Origin of the sequence: Archangium gephyra, assembly GCF_049060025.1 — a bacterium.
Lineage (GTDB): Bacteria > Myxococcota > Myxococcia > Myxococcales > Myxococcaceae > Archangium > Archangium gephyra_A.
The window spans coordinates 694,240-708,927 of sequence record NZ_JBMEQQ010000002.1 but is presented as its reverse complement, the minus strand read 5'-3'; the positions used below and the strand labels follow the sequence as shown (position 1 = coordinate 708,927).

General features: G+C 69.9%; 11 protein-coding genes. 3 read left to right on the top strand and 8 right to left on the bottom strand.

Translation table 11 applies throughout. The features are described from left to right. Positions 1-190: 190 nt before the first annotated feature. Together ACN28I_RS03260 and ACN28I_RS03255 are read right to left on the bottom strand one after the other, a co-directional pair. Entirely contained in the window at positions 191-6,406 is a 6,216-nt protein-coding gene (locus ACN28I_RS03260) for a S8 family serine peptidase (protein WP_420940694.1), read from the bottom strand. A gap of 423 nt (positions 6,407-6,829) precedes the next feature. Beyond that, positions 6,830-7,471: a protein-L-isoaspartate(D-aspartate) O-methyltransferase gene (locus tag ACN28I_RS03255; RefSeq protein ID WP_420940693.1), complete on the bottom strand. Its 642-nt coding sequence runs from the start codon at positions 7,469-7,471 to the stop codon at positions 6,830-6,832. A 166-nt stretch (positions 7,472-7,637) separates the two neighbouring features. Here ACN28I_RS03255 and ACN28I_RS03250 point away from each other — a divergent pair, with 166 nt between their 5' ends. Both ACN28I_RS03250 and ACN28I_RS03245 read left to right on the top strand, forming a co-directional pair. Further along, positions 7,638-8,000, top strand: a complete 363-nt coding sequence (locus ACN28I_RS03250) for an STAUR_1299 family protein (RefSeq protein WP_420940692.1) — start codon at positions 7,638-7,640, stop codon at positions 7,998-8,000. Positions 8,001-8,088: 88 nt separating this feature from the next. After that, positions 8,089-9,291, top strand: a complete 1,203-nt coding sequence (locus ACN28I_RS03245; protein ID WP_420940691.1) for an alanyl-tRNA editing protein — start codon at positions 8,089-8,091, stop codon at positions 9,289-9,291. A gap of 33 nt (positions 9,292-9,324) precedes the next feature. Here ACN28I_RS03245 and ACN28I_RS03240 read toward each other — a convergent pair whose 3' ends face one another. The 5 genes from ACN28I_RS03240 to ACN28I_RS03220 form a co-directional block, all read right to left on the bottom strand. After that, the gene (locus ACN28I_RS03240; protein WP_420940690.1) at positions 9,325-10,929 is read right to left on the bottom strand and encodes a tetratricopeptide repeat protein; all 1,605 of its coding nucleotides are present in this window, start codon (positions 10,927-10,929) and stop codon (positions 9,325-9,327) included. 70 nt (positions 10,930-10,999) lie between these two features. After that, the gene (locus ACN28I_RS03235; protein WP_420948556.1) at positions 11,000-12,094 is read right to left on the bottom strand and encodes an SIR2 family protein; all 1,095 of its coding nucleotides are present in this window, start codon (positions 12,092-12,094) and stop codon (positions 11,000-11,002) included. Next, the gene (locus tag ACN28I_RS03230; protein WP_420940689.1) at positions 12,027-12,443 is read right to left on the bottom strand and encodes a hypothetical protein; all 417 of its coding nucleotides are present in this window, start codon (positions 12,441-12,443) and stop codon (positions 12,027-12,029) included. Before ACN28I_RS03230 ends, ACN28I_RS03235 begins: the two co-directional genes overlap by 68 nt. A gap of 50 nt (positions 12,444-12,493) precedes the next feature. Continuing rightward, positions 12,494-13,180, bottom strand: coding sequence for a GAF domain-containing protein (locus ACN28I_RS03225; RefSeq protein ID WP_420940688.1), 687 nt, complete (start codon positions 13,178-13,180; stop codon positions 12,494-12,496). Continuing rightward, a complete protein-coding gene (locus ACN28I_RS03220; RefSeq protein WP_420940687.1) occupies positions 13,177-13,638 on the bottom strand; it encodes a hemerythrin domain-containing protein in 462 nt (153 codons plus the stop codon). The genes ACN28I_RS03225 and ACN28I_RS03220 overlap by 4 nt, the downstream gene beginning before the upstream one ends. 214 nt (positions 13,639-13,852) lie before the next feature. On the opposite strand from ACN28I_RS03220, the gene ACN28I_RS03215 reads away from it, so the two are divergent. Beyond that, positions 13,853-14,293: an ester cyclase gene (locus ACN28I_RS03215; protein ID WP_420940686.1), complete on the top strand. Its 441-nt coding sequence runs from the start codon at positions 13,853-13,855 to the stop codon at positions 14,291-14,293. Positions 14,294-14,296: 3 nt separating this feature from the next. On the opposite strand, the gene ACN28I_RS03210 is transcribed toward ACN28I_RS03215, so the two are convergent. Next, positions 14,297-14,581 carry a hypothetical protein gene (locus ACN28I_RS03210; protein ID WP_420940685.1) on the bottom strand — a complete coding sequence of 95 codons (285 nt, stop codon included), beginning with the start codon at positions 14,579-14,581 and terminating at the stop codon, positions 14,297-14,299. Positions 14,582-14,688: the final 107 nt, after the last annotated feature.

The following is a 14,688-nucleotide window of genomic DNA, read 5'->3' as shown; positions in this document are numbered from 1 at the left end:
CCGCCCGGGCAATGCGCCCCTGAGAGATCCCGCCGCTCCCCTCCCAATGAAAAACGCGCTGGCGGGGAGGCACCCTCGCCAGCGCGTTCGATTCAACCTGCTCGTCTGCATGACGGCCGGGCGGAGAAAGGCACCCCACCCGGCCTGGTCACGGCGCGCCATCCGCTGGCGCCCGGAACCGCGTCACACTTCAGGCGGCCAGCTTCGACCGGCGACGACGCACCGACACGTACCGCGCCAGGGCGAACAGACCCAGGTAGAGGCTCGCGTCCGCGCCCGAGCTGGCGGCGCAACCGCAGCTCGCCGGCTCCTCGGCCTTCACGGTGATGCCCACCGGAGCCGAGTACACCACGTTGCCAGCACCGTCGGTGATGACCGCCGTGATGCTGTGCGCGCCAGCCGTGGCGCCGGTGCTGTCCCACTCCGCCGACAGCGTCCCCTCCGTCCCCGAGCCGATGACCACGCCATCCACCAGGATGGACAGCTGGCCCAGCGTGGTACCGGAGGCCACCGCGCCCTGGGCGGAGATGGTGACCGTGCCGGACACCTCCGTGCCGCCCGCGGGGTTGGTGATGGACACCGTGGGCTGCGCGAACGCCGTGACGTTGGTCTCCGCCACGCCGCTCATGGAGCCATCACCCAGGCTGAGCGTCTTCAGGCCCAGGGACTTGAAGGTCACCTTCAGCCCGGAGATGACACCCTCGGCGAAGATCACGTTGGCCGGGAGCACCGCCGCCGTGTCCGAGCTCGTCACCGTGACGGGGCCGGAGAAGTTGGTGGCCACGTTGCCGTAGGCGTCGTACGCCGTGGCGGAGAACGTGACCTCCTGGCCCGCCGTGATGCTCGGGGGGAGCGCCAGCGAGTAGCTGGCCACCGCGCCCGGCGTCACCATGAACGCCGCGCTCGTCGCACCCGTGAAGCCCGAGGCCGCCGCCACCAGCGTGTAGCCGGTGCCAGCCTTGCGCACGGAGAGGGCATCGAACCGGGCCACGCCATTGACCGGCGTCGCCGAAGCCGAGCCCAGCAGCGTGCCCGCCGCGGAGTTCTCACCGAAGCCCAGGGTCACCAGGGCCTTGCTGTCCGTGAGCACGTTGCCCCGCGCGTCCTGCAGCTCCACCTCGATCGGAGCCAGGGTGGCTCCGGCCGCGATGCTGCCCGGCGTGCCGCGGAACACCAGCCGCCCCGTCCCGGCGTAGTCCGGAACGACGCTGAAGGCCGGAGAGGTGCCGGAGGCCAGGCCCGCCGACTCCGCCTGGAGCACGTAGCCCGCGCCCACCTTGTCCACGGAGATGTCCGGGAAGGTGGCCACGCCGCCAGCGGCGGTGACCGTCTTCGTCCCGCTCAGGGTGGCGCCCGACTCGGTCACGAGCGACAGCGTCACCTCGGGCGAGGCGCTGGACAGGAGGTTGCCCGCGCTGTCCTGGACCGCCACGCGCACCGTGAACGCGGAGCCCACGGCCGTCTTGTCGGCCGGCGTGCTGATGAAGACGAGCCGCGAAGCCCCGCCCTCACGCACGTCGAAGCCGACGCTGTTGCCCAGGAAGACGCCGCTGGTGCCGGCCACCAGGGTGTAGTTGGCACCCGGGCGGCTCACCGTCAGGTCCCCGAAGGTGGCCACACCCGCCGCCGCATTCACGGTGGTGGTGCCACCCAGCGCCGCGCCGCCCGGGTTGTTGCCCAGGTACACGGACACCGGAGCGGAGGAGTGCGTCACCAGGTTGCCCTGCTCGTCGAAGAGGGAGACCTGGACGGACGGGCTGATGGGCGCACCCGCCTCCACGTTGGAGGGCTGCCGGGTGATGGTGGCCCGGTACGGCGCGCCCGCGATCATCTCGAAGGCGTCGCTGGCCGCCGCGCTGAACGAGCCCGAGGTGGCCGTCAGCCTGAAGCCGGTGCCCGCCTTGAGCGTCGTCAGGTCCGCGAAGGTGGCCACACCGCCCACCGCCGCCACCGTGGTGGTGCCGGAGAGCGTGGCCCCCGAAGCGCCCGTCAGCGCGAGGGTGACGTTGGCCGTGGAGGTGCTCGGGTTGCCGAACGCATCCTGGATGGCCACCTGCACCGCCGGGGTGATGGCCGAGCCCGCCACGGTGTTGGAAGGCTGGGTCACGAAGGCGAGCCTCGAGGCCGCGGCCGGGGTGATGTTGAAGGCCGTGCTGCTGCCATCGGTCAGGCCTGGGACGCTGGCCTTCAGGGTGTAGCCCGTACCCACCTTGTTGATGGACAGGCCGCTGAAGGTGGCGACACCGTTGGTCATGGCCACGGTGGTGGTACCCGACAGCGTGCCCCCGCCCGCGTTGTTCGCGATGGAGACGGTGACGTTGAACGAGCCCAACGTGACCGGCTTGCCCGCCGCGTCCACCAGGCCCACCCTCGGCGCCGTGGCGAAGGCCACGCCCGCGACGGTGTTGGTGCCAGGCGAGGCGGTGAAGACCAGCTTGCTCGCGGTGGTGACGTTGGTGCTGGCGCCGCCCACGAGGTCCGGGTTCTCCACGCCCGTGGCGCGGAGGGACTGGACGCCCGCGGTACCGAAGGTGACGGACAGCCCGCTCGCCACGCCGTTGGCGAAGGACGCGGTGGCCGGGAGGGTCGCCGTACCATCCGAGCTGCTCAGCGACGCGCTACCGGTGTAGCCAGTGGCGACCACACCCGCCGCGTCGAGGGCCGACAGGCCGAAGCTGGTGGCACTGCCCACCGGCACCAGGTTCGCGAGCCCGTCCACCCTGTAGGCGACGGCCGGTCCCGCGGGAGGCACGTGGGTGGTGCAGGCGGCCGCCGAGCTCGCCGTGACGCGCACGTCGTCCACGTAGAAGCCCTCCCTGTTGGAGGTCGTATCGCTGTGGAGACGGAACCCGAACCACACCGTCCGGCCCGCCAGCGCGTCGAGGTTGACGGTGACGGCCTTGAGCGAGCCGTTGGCGCCCGTGTTCGTCGCGGTCCAGATGCGCGTGGTGGTGCTGCTGCTGAGCGTGTTGTCGTAGCCGCCCGCCGAGATGTACGGATGCGCCGCCGACACCGTGTCCGGCACGTTGGTCCACGGGCCGTTCGCACCCGAGGTGCTGTAGACGAGCCAGGCGCCGTCGTACCGCGTCTCGAGATCGTACCAGGTGTTGAACGTCATCTGGGGGCCGAGGGTGGTGGCCGGGATGGCGAAGCCGTTGATGCCGGCGGACGAGCCGTTACCGCCCAGCACCAGCACGTGCTGCTGGCTGGTGAGGTACGTGCCGCCGCAGCTCGTGTTGGCCGCGCCCAGACGGTACGCGTTGGTGGGCGACTGGTAGTGGCACTCGGAGACGATGTTCATCGAGGCCACGTTGCCGGAGATCACCGTGGGCACCCAGAACGCGGAGGCGTTGGGCGGCCGGTTGGCATCGAAGTCGTCGAAGAAATTGACGCCCGGCGTGATGACGCCCGTGGGCGCCGCCGCCTTCTCCACCGCGTTCGTCTCCTCGAGCGTGGCCGAGCTCACCTCGGTCGCGCGCACCACGTAGTAGTAGCGGGCGCCGTTGGCCAGGTTCAGGTCATCCGAGAACGAGGTGCCCGACACGCCGGTGGCGATCCGGTTGGCCGCGGAGGGCGCGAAGCCCTGCGTGGTGCTCCGGTACACCGAGTAGCTGAGCGAGCCACCGCACACGGGCGTGGCCTCGGACCAGCTCAGGGTGTTGGAGCAGGTGCTGGCGGCGCCGTTGTTGGCGGAGGTGAGGCCGGCGAAGGTGGGCGGCAGCGTGCACACGCCCGTGGCCGTCGCGGAGACCTCGGTGGACCGCGGGGACTCGGCGCACTGCACGCCGCGCACCACGTAGTAGTACGTCGTGCCACCGGACACGCCGGCGTCATGGTACGGCGACGACGTGGCGCTCCCCACGCGGGTGTACGGCCCGCCCGGCGTGATGGAACGGTAGATGTTGTACGAGGCCGCGCCGTTCTCCGTCCAGCTCACGGTGATGGCGTTGTCGCCGCTCACCACGGCCGAGGCGCCCTCGGGCGTCGCGGGCGCCAGGTTGCAGGAGTTGTAGGCGACGAGCGCGAAGTCCTGATCCAGCGCCGTGCCGTTGTTGGGCACGCCGTCCGAGTTGATGTTGGTGGCCGTCACCGTCACGGAGTACTCGCCCTCGGTGCCGGCGGGCAGGAAGATGCTCTCCACGTTGTTGGCGCCGTCCGCGGTGCCGCCGGTGACGGAGCTGGCACCCGTGAAGACGTTGCCCTTGTACGTGTTGCCGCCCACCGTCACGGTGAGGTCCAGGTCGTTCCTCCAGGCGCTGCCGGTGGTGGAACCCGGGGCGTCCGTCCACGCCAGCGTCACGCGGAAGGGCTTCGTCGAGTCCGAGATGGAGCCCGAGAAGGTCCGCGTCTGGCCGGTGGCGGTGAAGAGGTTGTCCGGGTTCTGGTCATCCAGCATGCGGGGCACGCCGTCGAAGGCCATGCCCAGGTCCATCAGACCGGTGCCCTGGTTGTTGGAGAAGAGCGTGTCGTTGGCCCCCGTGCCCGTCATGTAACGGGTGGAGTTCATCAGGTAGGCCTTGGCCATCGCCGGGCTCGGCGGGGTGACGCCCTGGTTGATGAAGTACTGGTAGAGGAGGGCCGCGCCGCCCGCCACCGCGGGGGTGGAGTGGCTGGTACCGGAGGAGGCCGAGTACCACTGCTGGCCCGCGGGGTGGAAGTCGCTGCCGAAGCCCGCGCACACGCCCGTGGCGTCGAAGCACGAGAGCGCCTGGCCGTTGGGGTTGGCCGGCGGGGAGGCCCGCTGGCCCGCCGCCTGGGCCACGCCGCCCGAGACGTGCGTACCCGGCGCCATGATGTCCGGCTTCTTGCGGCCGTCCCGGGTGGGGCCACGGCTGGAGAAGCCCACCACGTCCATCAGGCTGTTCGCGCTGGAGTCGCCGGTGCCGCAGGCATCCGCGCCGCCGAAGGGATGGACGTTCTCCGAGGCACCCACGGTGATGACGTTCTTGCCGGTGCCAGGGCTGCCCACCGTGCTCGCCGACGGGCCGTCGTTACCGGCCGCGAAGGCGATGATCATCTGCTGGTTGCCCGGGTTGGGCACCGCGGAGCCGGCCGGCTGCGCGTCACGGACGAGCGCGTCGTACTCCTGCGAGTCCGCGGTGTACGCGTTGGTGCTCGCGCCCCAGCTGTTGGTGCTGATGCGCATGCCGTCGCGGTACGCGCGCGACTGCAGGTCCGAGTAGTCCGGATTCGTGAAGGAGCCCGGGTCGAACAGCACCGAGGAGCCCAGCTTCACGAAGGGCGCGACGCCCAGGCCGTACTTGTAGCCCGCCGTGTCGGCATAGGGGGCGCCCGCCAGGTCGACGTAGCCGCCGACGATGTGGGCGTTCAGGGTGCCGTGGCCATCGCAGCCCTGGATGGTGCTGCCGGAGTTCGGCGAGCCCTCGAGACGGGCGTAGACGACGCGGCTGGTGCCGGTGACGTTACCGTTGACGTACAGGCCGAAGTGGTTGGGCGCCAGCGAGGCGTTGTCCAGGCCGCTGTCGCTCACGTCCACGCCGAAGCCGGACGCGGTGAACTGATCCTGGGTGAAGCCCTTGGACGCCAGCCAGGCCAGATAGCCCGGACCCGTCGGCGTCGTGCCGGAGACCTGCCCGGCGACGATCATGTTCTGACGCTCGTCGAACTTCCGGGGCTGGATGCGCGGGTGGATGGACAGCACGTCCGGGCGCTGGACGATCTGATCGAGCGCCTTGCGGTCCACGAAGGCCACCACGTTCACGTAGTCCAGCGCCTCGCGGACGATGGCCTCGTGCGACTGCATCCCGCGGATGAGCGACAGCGTCGCCTCGTTCGTCCCGGGATCCTTGATGAGCTGGATGGTGTAGGCGTTGGTGATCGCCGTATTGACGGACGGATCCAGCTTGTAGTCGTCCAGGTACTCGCCATCCCACTGGATGAGGGGGGCCGAGTCGGTGTGCTTCTGCAGCGAGGTCATCGCCGACGGATCGCCGTAGACGAGGTAGGCGTTGTTGGGGATGTACGTCACCACCTTGACGCCCGTGGCCTCCAGGGCCTTGTACCACTCGGGCTGCACCGGGCCGGCGAACTGCACGATGTGGAAGCGCTTGCCAACGGCCGTCTTCCGCATGCCGCGCAGCGACTGCGCGTGCTCGGACATGGTGTCGATCACCCCCGCGTTGAGCAGGATGTGATTGTACTCGTCGCGCAGCTCCGCGTCCTTGAGCGCGGGCAGCCGCTTGAGGGTGGAGTCATCCACCTGCAGCAGCTTGAAGGAACCGTAGTCCGCCAGGACCGTGGCGCCCTGTGCCTCCAGCTCGGCGGCCTTCTCCGCGCTGAGCTGTACCTTGTGGAGTGACGGGTCATGACGGTAGCTCCCAGACTGCGGAGCGCCGGGCTCCTTCGCGGAGCCTCCGCACGCCAGCGCCGTCGTGAGCCATGCCACCCCAAGTGCACGCGCGGACAAACCCCGCACGCGCTTACCGGTAGGCCGGTACGCCGTTTCCTTCATTTTTTTACCCCTTGAGACGAGCGAGCCAGTGATTGGCACGGCTCCACTCGGGTGAAACCCGGCGATTGCTGCGCTCGCGCGCGTGCCCCCTGGAAGCCGGAGCTGCTCATTCCAAGGCGCACCACCGGAAATTCACAAATACCACAGGGGCACAAACACTGACAAGTAGTGGACAGATTGTTAATTCAATACAGTGCCTAATGTTTTTGGACTCTGAGAATCAGAGACAGGCACGTCTCCAGGCGGCGCGTACGTAAAACCCCGCGACGTCCGAGAAGGCTCAGGTGCACTCCATGGCCATTCAATAGTTGATGGATCAACCATTCCGATAGGAATTGAAGGAAATGGGGAGCGCCGTCAGTGCAGGAAGCCGGGCGGCGGCGCGCTCGTCATCGGCACGAAGCGCACGCCCAACAGGTTCTCCACCTGAGGCACCTCCCCCTGAAGCGGCCGGGTGACCCGGACCAGCTCCTGGGCTCCGTGCCGCGGCCCCACCGGCAGCAACAGCCGCCCGCCCGGCCGGAGCTGCTGGTAGAGCGCCGGGGGCAGCCGCTCCGGAGCCGCGGTGCCCAGGATGGCGTCGAAAGGCGCGGCCTCCGGCCAGCCAGCCGTGCCATCGCCTACCCGGAAGTGGATGTTGCCAAGGCCCAGCCGTTCCAGCCGCTCCCGGGCCGGTCCGGCGAGCTCGGCGAGGCTCTCCACCGTGTACACCTCGGCGCCCAGCCGCGAGAGCACCGCCGTCTGGTAGCCCGAGCCCGTTCCAATCTCCAGCACCCGCTCCCCGGGCTGGAGGTTCAGCTCCTGCGTCATGAAGGCCACGATGAAGGGCTGGCTGATCGTCTGCCCATGGCCGATGGGCAGGGGCGTGTCCTGCCCGGCCACCTCCCGCATCGCCTCCGGGACGAACCGCGCCCGGTCGAGCGAACGAATCACCTCGAGCACCCGCGTGTCGGAGATGCCCTGCCGCCGGAGTGCCTCCGCGAGTTCCACATCACCCATGGGATGCAACCTAACCCCAGGAGCGCTCCGTCGCAGGCCCTGCGTTGCTTCCCCGTGGACGAGGCGGCCGTCCTCCGGCCCCCACCCCGTCCCATGACAGTGCCCGAAGGCTCCGCTTGCACTTCCCGGAGGGGCATGGTGGGAATCCGGGCAGGAGAGCCCACACATGGACGCCGCCGCCGACGAACTGCTCCGCCTCGCCTTCGACCGCGCCCCCGCCCTGGAGGCCAACCAGGCCATCGCGCGCATCCGCGCCCAGCAGGGTGACGAGCTCTCCGGCGCCACCAGCTACGAGCTCGTCCTCCCCGCCGAAAACGTCCGCGCCTTCCTGCTCGACTACACGCTGCCACGCCTCGTGGACTACCTCGAGTCGAGCGGCGCGAAGCTGCCCCACTGCGGCGGCGTCTTCCTCTCCGTGTTCTCCGGAGACACGCTCCACTTCCTGCACGCCCGCGAGGCCGTGGAGCTGCTCTCGCGCTGGAGCGGCCTGTCCATGGCCGAGCTCAAGACGCGCTACGGGCCCAGGTAGCCAGGGCGAGGTGTCTCCGGGGTCCGCCGCCAGCCGGGCGAGCATCCTCGTTCTCCGGCTCGCGCCCCGTGTTATCCCTCCCGGAGCGATGATCCCCACCGAGCGCCTCTACTACAGCGATCCCTTCCTCTTCCGGTTCACCGGGCGCGTGCTCGCGCATGGCACGTGGAACGGTGCCCCCTCCGTCGTGCTCGACCGCAGCGCCTTCTATCCCGAGGCCGGTGGCCAGATGGCCGACCGGGGCGTGCTCGGCGGCCGGGCCCTCCGCGACGTGCAGGTGGATGACGCGGGGGTCGTCCACCACGTGCTGGAGCTGCCCGAGGGCACCGGACTCCCCGAGGTCGGCGCCGAGCTGTCCGGGGAGATCGACCGCGTCCGCCGCCGCACCCACATGGCGCTGCACACCGGCCAGCACATGCTCTCGCGCGCCCTGGTGGACGTGGCCAACGCCCACACCGTGTCCTCGCGCCTGGGCGAGACGCTGTGCACCATCGACGTGGACCTGGACGTGCTCGACGAGCGGCGCGTCGCCGAGGCCGAGGCCCTGGTCAACGCCCTCATCGACGACGACATCGTCATCCGCGCCTTCTTCCCCACGCCCGAGGAGCTGGCCGCCCTCCCCCTGCGCCGCGCCCCCAAGGTGACGGACAACATCCGCGTCATCCAGATGGGGGACTTCGACGTGTCGCCCTGCGGCGGCACCCACTGCACGCGCTCGGCGCAGGTGGGCATGGTCCGGGTGCTCGGCGTGGAGCGCTACAAGGGCAAGGGCCGCGTCCTCTTCTCCGCGGGCCGCCGCGCCCGCACCGAGCTGTGGGAGGAGGCCAGCGTCCTGCGCGCGCTCGGCAGGAGCTTCACGTGCGGACCGCTGGATGTGCCCGCCTCCGTGGACAAGCTGCGGCGCGATTTGACCGAGGTGCGCGAGGCGCTCGGCGCCGCCCGGGCGAAGCTCGCCGAGTCCACCGCCACCGAGCTCGCCGCCCAGTTGGAGCAGGCCCCCGGCAAACCCGTGGTGGCGGTGCTCGACGGGGCCACGCCCGAGTACCTGCGCTCCGTCGCCGCCCGGCTCACCAGCCGGCCCGAGGCCGTGGTGCTGCTCGCCGGCCGGAACCCCGAGGGCCTGTCGGTGCTCATCACCCGGGGCAGTGGTTCCAGCTTCGGATGCGGAGCCTTCCTCAAGCGCGCCGCCGAGGCCGCCGGTGGCCGTGGCGGTGGCCGCCCCGAGCACGCCGAGGGCCGTCTGCCTCCCACCACCGACTGGCCGGCCATCGTGGCCTCGCTGCTCGGCTGAAAGTGGGCTCTGCCGCACGTCACTCGTAGTCGACTACGAGTGATGTAAGACAAAGGCACACGCCACTCGTAGTCGACTACGAGTGAACGGGATCGTTGGGGCACCGGATGGCAGGGCCGGGCCCGTCTTCATCACGGCCGCACGTCCTTGCGCGCCAGCACGCCCCTGGCGGCGAGCCTCCACCGCCTGGCAGCGCAGGACGGTCTTCCCTTCCGCGTCGCTCCGCACCAGCCCCGAGAAGTACAGCCGGACCTCCGGGTGCTCGATGCGGTGATCCAACGGTTCGAGCGCCTCCACGGGCCTGCCCGCGAGCAGCTCCTCCAGCACGAAACGGCAACTCCGCTTGTCCGTGTAGCCGTTGCGCTCGTCCTCGCGCAGCCGGTCCTGGAGCGCGCCTCGCACGGACGGGCTGCGCGCCAGCCTCGCCGTCACCGACTCCCGGTCCAGCGCCCCCGCTCCGAGCAGCACCTCCTTGAGCAGGCCCAGGTGGCCTCCCGTGGCCTCGTGGACCTCCCCGGCCCACCGCGTCCCGTCCAAGCGCACCCCGTCGAGGAGCTGGCGCACTTCGTCCACCGTGAAGTCGGGCACCTCGCGCCGCGGTGCATCCTTGTACACGGAGAACTTCGGCACGTTGTGCAGCAGCCACGCGGCCCGCTCGCCTCCCGCCACCAGCAGGTGGAACTCCACCTTCGACGGCTCCTCCATCAGCCGCCGCAGGTGCTTGCCCAGCGTGTCGAGGTGCCCCAACGGCCCCCACGCGTAGCGCAGGACGAGCAGGTGCTCGCGCCCGAGAACCCCGGCCCGCTCGCGCAGGTGCTCCACCAGGGCGTCGAAGCTCGTGACGCTCGCGGCTCCCGCGAGGGCGCGGCAGTAGTCGGCCTCCGTGCAGTCCGGCAGGTTCGGCGGCGCCAGCCAGGTGACGCGCTCCCCGTACGGCTCCGCCAGCCGGCGCGCGAGCGATCTCGCCCCCCCTTCCTCCGGCGCGAGCAACACCAGCCGGTGCTCGCGCTGGAGAATCCCCGTGAGCTCCGCCTCCAGCGCCGTGCGGCGCACGTGCGGTGGATCCAACGGGACGAGGGGCGCCTCCGGGGACTCAGGCGCCACGGGAGCGGACACGCGCGTGGGCTCGTCGTCGGGCGGATGCTCCAGGGCATCCAAGGGCTCGTCGGCGAGGACGAGCCCCTCGTCGTTGGAGTCCACGAAGATGGTGTCCTCGCCCACCCACTCCACCTGCGAGCCCGCGAGGGCTGAGGCGGTGTCATCGGGCCGCAGCACGGCGAGAAAAGCTGGCAGCTCGGGGTGGCCGGGGTTTTGCTGGAAGATGGTGGCCAAATACGGTTGGGCGCGCTGCACCTCGGCGCGGCGCGTGCACAGACGCAGCACGTTGAGCAGCTGATCGCTGGCCTGGGCCACGTTCCCCGAGGCGACGTAGATTTGATACGCCTTCTCGTGCGCGTCGAGGTTCTCCGGATCCACCGCGAAGATCTTCCGCAGGTGCTTGAGCGCTTTCTCGTGCAGGCCGTATTTGACGTAGACCTCGGTCTCCGTCAGCAGCTTGAAGAACTGCTCCCGGCCGGGCTGGGCCGCAGCCGCCGCCGGGGCGGGCGCGACCGGCGAGGCCGCCACCGGAGCAGTCACCGTGGCCTGCGGCGCGGACGCGGGGCTCCGGAACACCTCCGGCGAGGGGCGAGCAGCGATCGATGGGGGATCAAAGGGCACCTTGAGGGCCTCGGCGCCAGGGGCGGGCGAGGGAGCCGGCACTGGGGCGTAGGGGCCCTGGGCCAGGTGCTTGGCGAGCTTCCGAGCCGGAGGACTCCAGCTCGGCGATGCGGTTCCAGATGTTGGCAGCGTCCTGGTTGCGACCGCGCTCCTTATAGATCTTCGCCAGCTCCTTGTAGACGACGATGGTCTTCTCTGTCTCCCCAAGCCCGTGGAAGGCTTGGGCGAGCATGCTGAGCGTCTCGATGTCCCGCCTGTCGGCCTTGAAGCACACCTGGAGCCGGGCGAGCGCGCGCTTCTGATCGCCGCGCGCCAGGTATTGCTGGGCCAAGTCCCTTGCCAGCGCGACGTTGTCCGGATCCAGGGAGGACAGGCGCTCCGCGACGCGGAACCAGTCGTCCATCCGGTTGTTGCGCTTGAGGTACTCGGCGGCCTTCTTGAACTCCTGCGCGGCCTCCTGGGTGCGGTTCTCGCGCGCGTACAGCTCGGCGAGCTTGATCTTCGACACCACGTTCTCGGGCTCGAGTTCCACCATCTTCTCAAGCGAATCCCGGGAGTTCATGCCATCGCCGGCCCCGAAGGCCGCTCGCGCCAGCGCTTCCAGACCCGCCGCCAGCGGAGGGCCATGGTCCTCGTACTCGATGAGCTGGATGTTGTAGCGGGGCCACAGCGCGCCACGCTCGATGCTCCCCTTCTTCATCAGCGCGAAGCTCGGCACGTGCCGGCCCTTGGTGATTCCCAGCACGTGCTCGAGCTGCTTGAGCACGTATTCATCGCTGAAGCTGAAGCCCACGTAGAGGAAGGGTCTGGCCCGGATCCACTCATGCAGCCGGACCAGGGCGCTCTTGTAGAGCGAGTAGCGCCCGTCCTGCTGGCTGCCATCCCCATAGAGCCGCGCGTAGTCGGCCCCACCGAGAATGAGCGTCGAGAGCCGGTGGATGGTGCCGTGGAGGTACCAGAGCCGAGGAGCGTCCGGCGAGGCCTCGGCGTCCATCAGGCTCAGCTCGTCCTCCTGATCATTGGAGATGGGCTCCGTCCCCTCCCGGCCCCACAGCAGGACGTCGTCGTAGTTGGTCGTGAGCATCACCTCGGGCCGCAGGCTCCAGAGCGCCCGCACCACCGAGAAGCTCCGCGTCGGCGGGCCGCCGCACGCGCAGCCGCTCGCGCAGGAAGCGGTTGAAGCGGAAGGCCCCCATCTCCTTGAAGCCCATCTCCGCCGCCGTGAGGAAGTCGCCCCCGGCGATGCGCTGCCGCACCTCGGCCACCACCGTCTCCGGCAACGCCTCCTGCTCCAGCCTCTCCGCGAGCCCCTCCAGGAGCTGCTTCCACGAGGGAAACAGCCCCCGCTTCACCCCCATGCTCACGCCCGCCCCCACGAAGGGAACGACCTGGTGCCTGCGCACCGCCTCGACCAGCTCTCTCGGAAGGTTCATGGCCCCCTCGGTCTCCGCCCGAAGCATAGCCGGGTCGGCGAACGAGAGGGTCAGCCGGGCGAGCCCGCCAGCCCCATCAGGGCTCCGAGGCCCCGCTCGAACTCCTCGAGCGACAGCTTCCCGTCGGCGAACCGCTCGCTGAGGTTCAGCAACGGCTGGGCCTCGGCGACGGCCAGCCATGCGTCCCGGGCCTTCTCCTCGGCCTCGGAGGGGGACTTCGAGATCGGCACCTGGCGTGCCAGCACTTCCAGGCGGGCGCTGGCGCGCTCGGCCAGCTCCCCCAGCTTCGCCAGCACCTCGACCTTCAGCCGCGCGGGCTTCCCGTCGATGACGCAGAAGGAGCCCACCGTCCGGCCCAGCACCTTCAGCGGGAAGCCCACGTAGGCCCGGATGCCGTAGCGCTCCACCAGGTCCTTCGGCAGACCGGGCTCCTGCGTGGCGTCCTCGATCTCCATGCACTCTCCCCGGGCCACCACGAACTGGCAGAAGGACGTGCAGCGATCGGTGGCGAGCATCGCCACGAGATCCGGCGGCAGGCCCACCTGCGCCCGGAAGAACTGGATCCTCCGCACCACCAGGCTCACCAGGGCGATGGGGAAGCCCGTCAACGCGGTGGCCTCGGACACGAGCGCCTGGAGCTCCGGATCCGGCGTGGAATCGAGCAGCGGGGCATCGAAGGAGGACAGCCGCTCGGGGCTGTCGAGCAACGAGAGATCGTCGGGAGGAATGAAGCTCATCGTCCACCTGTGGGCCGCTGCGGCGAGGTCAGGGTCTGGATACGCAGGGGGTGGGTGGACAGCATGCGGGTCTGCTGGCGGAGACAGAGGGGGAAGACGGACTTCTCCTCGGTGTCCATCAGGGAGCGCAGGGCGGTGGACACGGTGCGGAAGCGCAGCCGGAGCCGCTCCGGATCCGGATCCACGCTCGTGAAGAAGCCGATCACCGCGTTGGACATCACCGACAGGTTGGTGCGGAAGATGTTGAGCAGCGTGAGCGTGGTCGCGTCCTTCGCCTCCTGGCAGGTCGCGACGACCGCGTCGTAGAGCTGCTCCTTGGCCCGCTGGTGCGGCACGAAGGCATCATGGAGTTGCCGCAACAGGCCCGGCAGCTCCACCGCGCTCGCCCCGTCACAGGCGGCGAGGAGCACGCGCAGCCGGCCGTGGTCCTTCTTCAACGTCTCCACCCGATTGATCATGGCGGCAGCACCCCCTGCGACGGACGTGCCAATCCCCCTCCCTGGGAGTCCCACGCATCCAGCCGGGATGAAGCTGTAGCGTCCCGCCACACTTCGGGGGGCACCCAGGACCGTGGCATTCCGGGACTGTGGCGTTCCGCTACAGCCGGGCTTGGAGGGCGAGCAGGCGGCTGCGAAGCTCCGGGCCTTCCACCTCCACCCAGGACGCTCACCCATGCCTGCTCTCACCCAGGAATTCATCAACGACTTCGTGCGCCGCTACGCCGCCGCGTGGACGAAGAAGGAGTCCGCGGCGAACCCGCTCCAGGCGTTGATCACCGAGGACGTGTACTGGGCGGACCCCATGCTGCCGCAGCCGGGCCAGGGCAGCGCCACGGCGATGATGCTGCTCGAGGGCTCGTTCACCGCCTTCCCGGATCTGACCTGCGACATCATGGATCCGCCCTATCTGGCCGCGGATGGGAAGTCGGTGATGTTCCACTGGCGGCTGTCGGGGACGATGACGGGCCCGCTGCCCACGGGTGCCCAGCCGACCGGCAAGCGCATGTCCGTCACCGGTGTGGACCGCTGGGAGTTCCGTGACGGCCGCATCTGCCACTACCAGGCCTTCTACGATCTGTCCTCCCTGCTGCGGCAGGTGGGCCTGATCCCGTAGGCGTTACGACGGGCGGCCGAGCGCATCGGACACCGCGCGGACGAGCGTGCCGGTGTCCTCCTCGGGATCGACGACGAGGCAGCGCATGCGCTCGCCCCCGCCCACCACCACGGTGACGCGCTTCTTCGGGCACAGCTTCAGACAGCCGCTCTGCACCACGCGCACGTCCCGGCCCAGCTCCTCCTTCAGGGTGCTCCGCAGCTCCTTCGCCCCCGCGCGCTTCATGCATTTGCGGCAGACGAACACCCACCCATCCCCCCGCGGTTGGACTTCCTTCGGCTGTGCCACGTCGCTCCGTCTCCTTGTCCCACTCCCGGGCATGTGGCTGTAACGGCGGGAAGCCGCGGGCTCAAGCCGGACACGCTTCGTTCGCGGGCGAGCAGGCAGCCACGCCA

Coding starts and splice junctions, on each gene's coding strand:
- ACN28I_RS03255 (WP_420940693.1), bottom strand. CDS start 7,471: ATGGGTGATGTGGAACTCGCGGAGGCACTCCGGCGGCAGGGCATCTCC.
- ACN28I_RS03250 (WP_420940692.1), top strand. CDS start 7,638: ATGGACGCCGCCGCCGACGAACTGCTCCGCCTCGCCTTCGACCGCGCC.
- ACN28I_RS03245 (WP_420940691.1), top strand. CDS start 8,089: ATGATCCCCACCGAGCGCCTCTACTACAGCGATCCCTTCCTCTTCCGG.
- ACN28I_RS03235 (WP_420948556.1), bottom strand. CDS start 12,094: ATGCTCACGACCAACTACGACGACGTCCTGCTGTGGGGCCGGGAGGGG.
- ACN28I_RS03230 (WP_420940689.1), bottom strand. CDS start 12,443: ATGAACCTTCCGAGAGAGCTGGTCGAGGCGGTGCGCAGGCACCAGGTC.
- ACN28I_RS03225 (WP_420940688.1), bottom strand. CDS start 13,180: ATGAGCTTCATTCCTCCCGACGATCTCTCGTTGCTCGACAGCCCCGAG.
- ACN28I_RS03220 (WP_420940687.1), bottom strand. CDS start 13,638: ATGATCAATCGGGTGGAGACGTTGAAGAAGGACCACGGCCGGCTGCGC.
- ACN28I_RS03215 (WP_420940686.1), top strand. CDS start 13,853: ATGCCTGCTCTCACCCAGGAATTCATCAACGACTTCGTGCGCCGCTAC.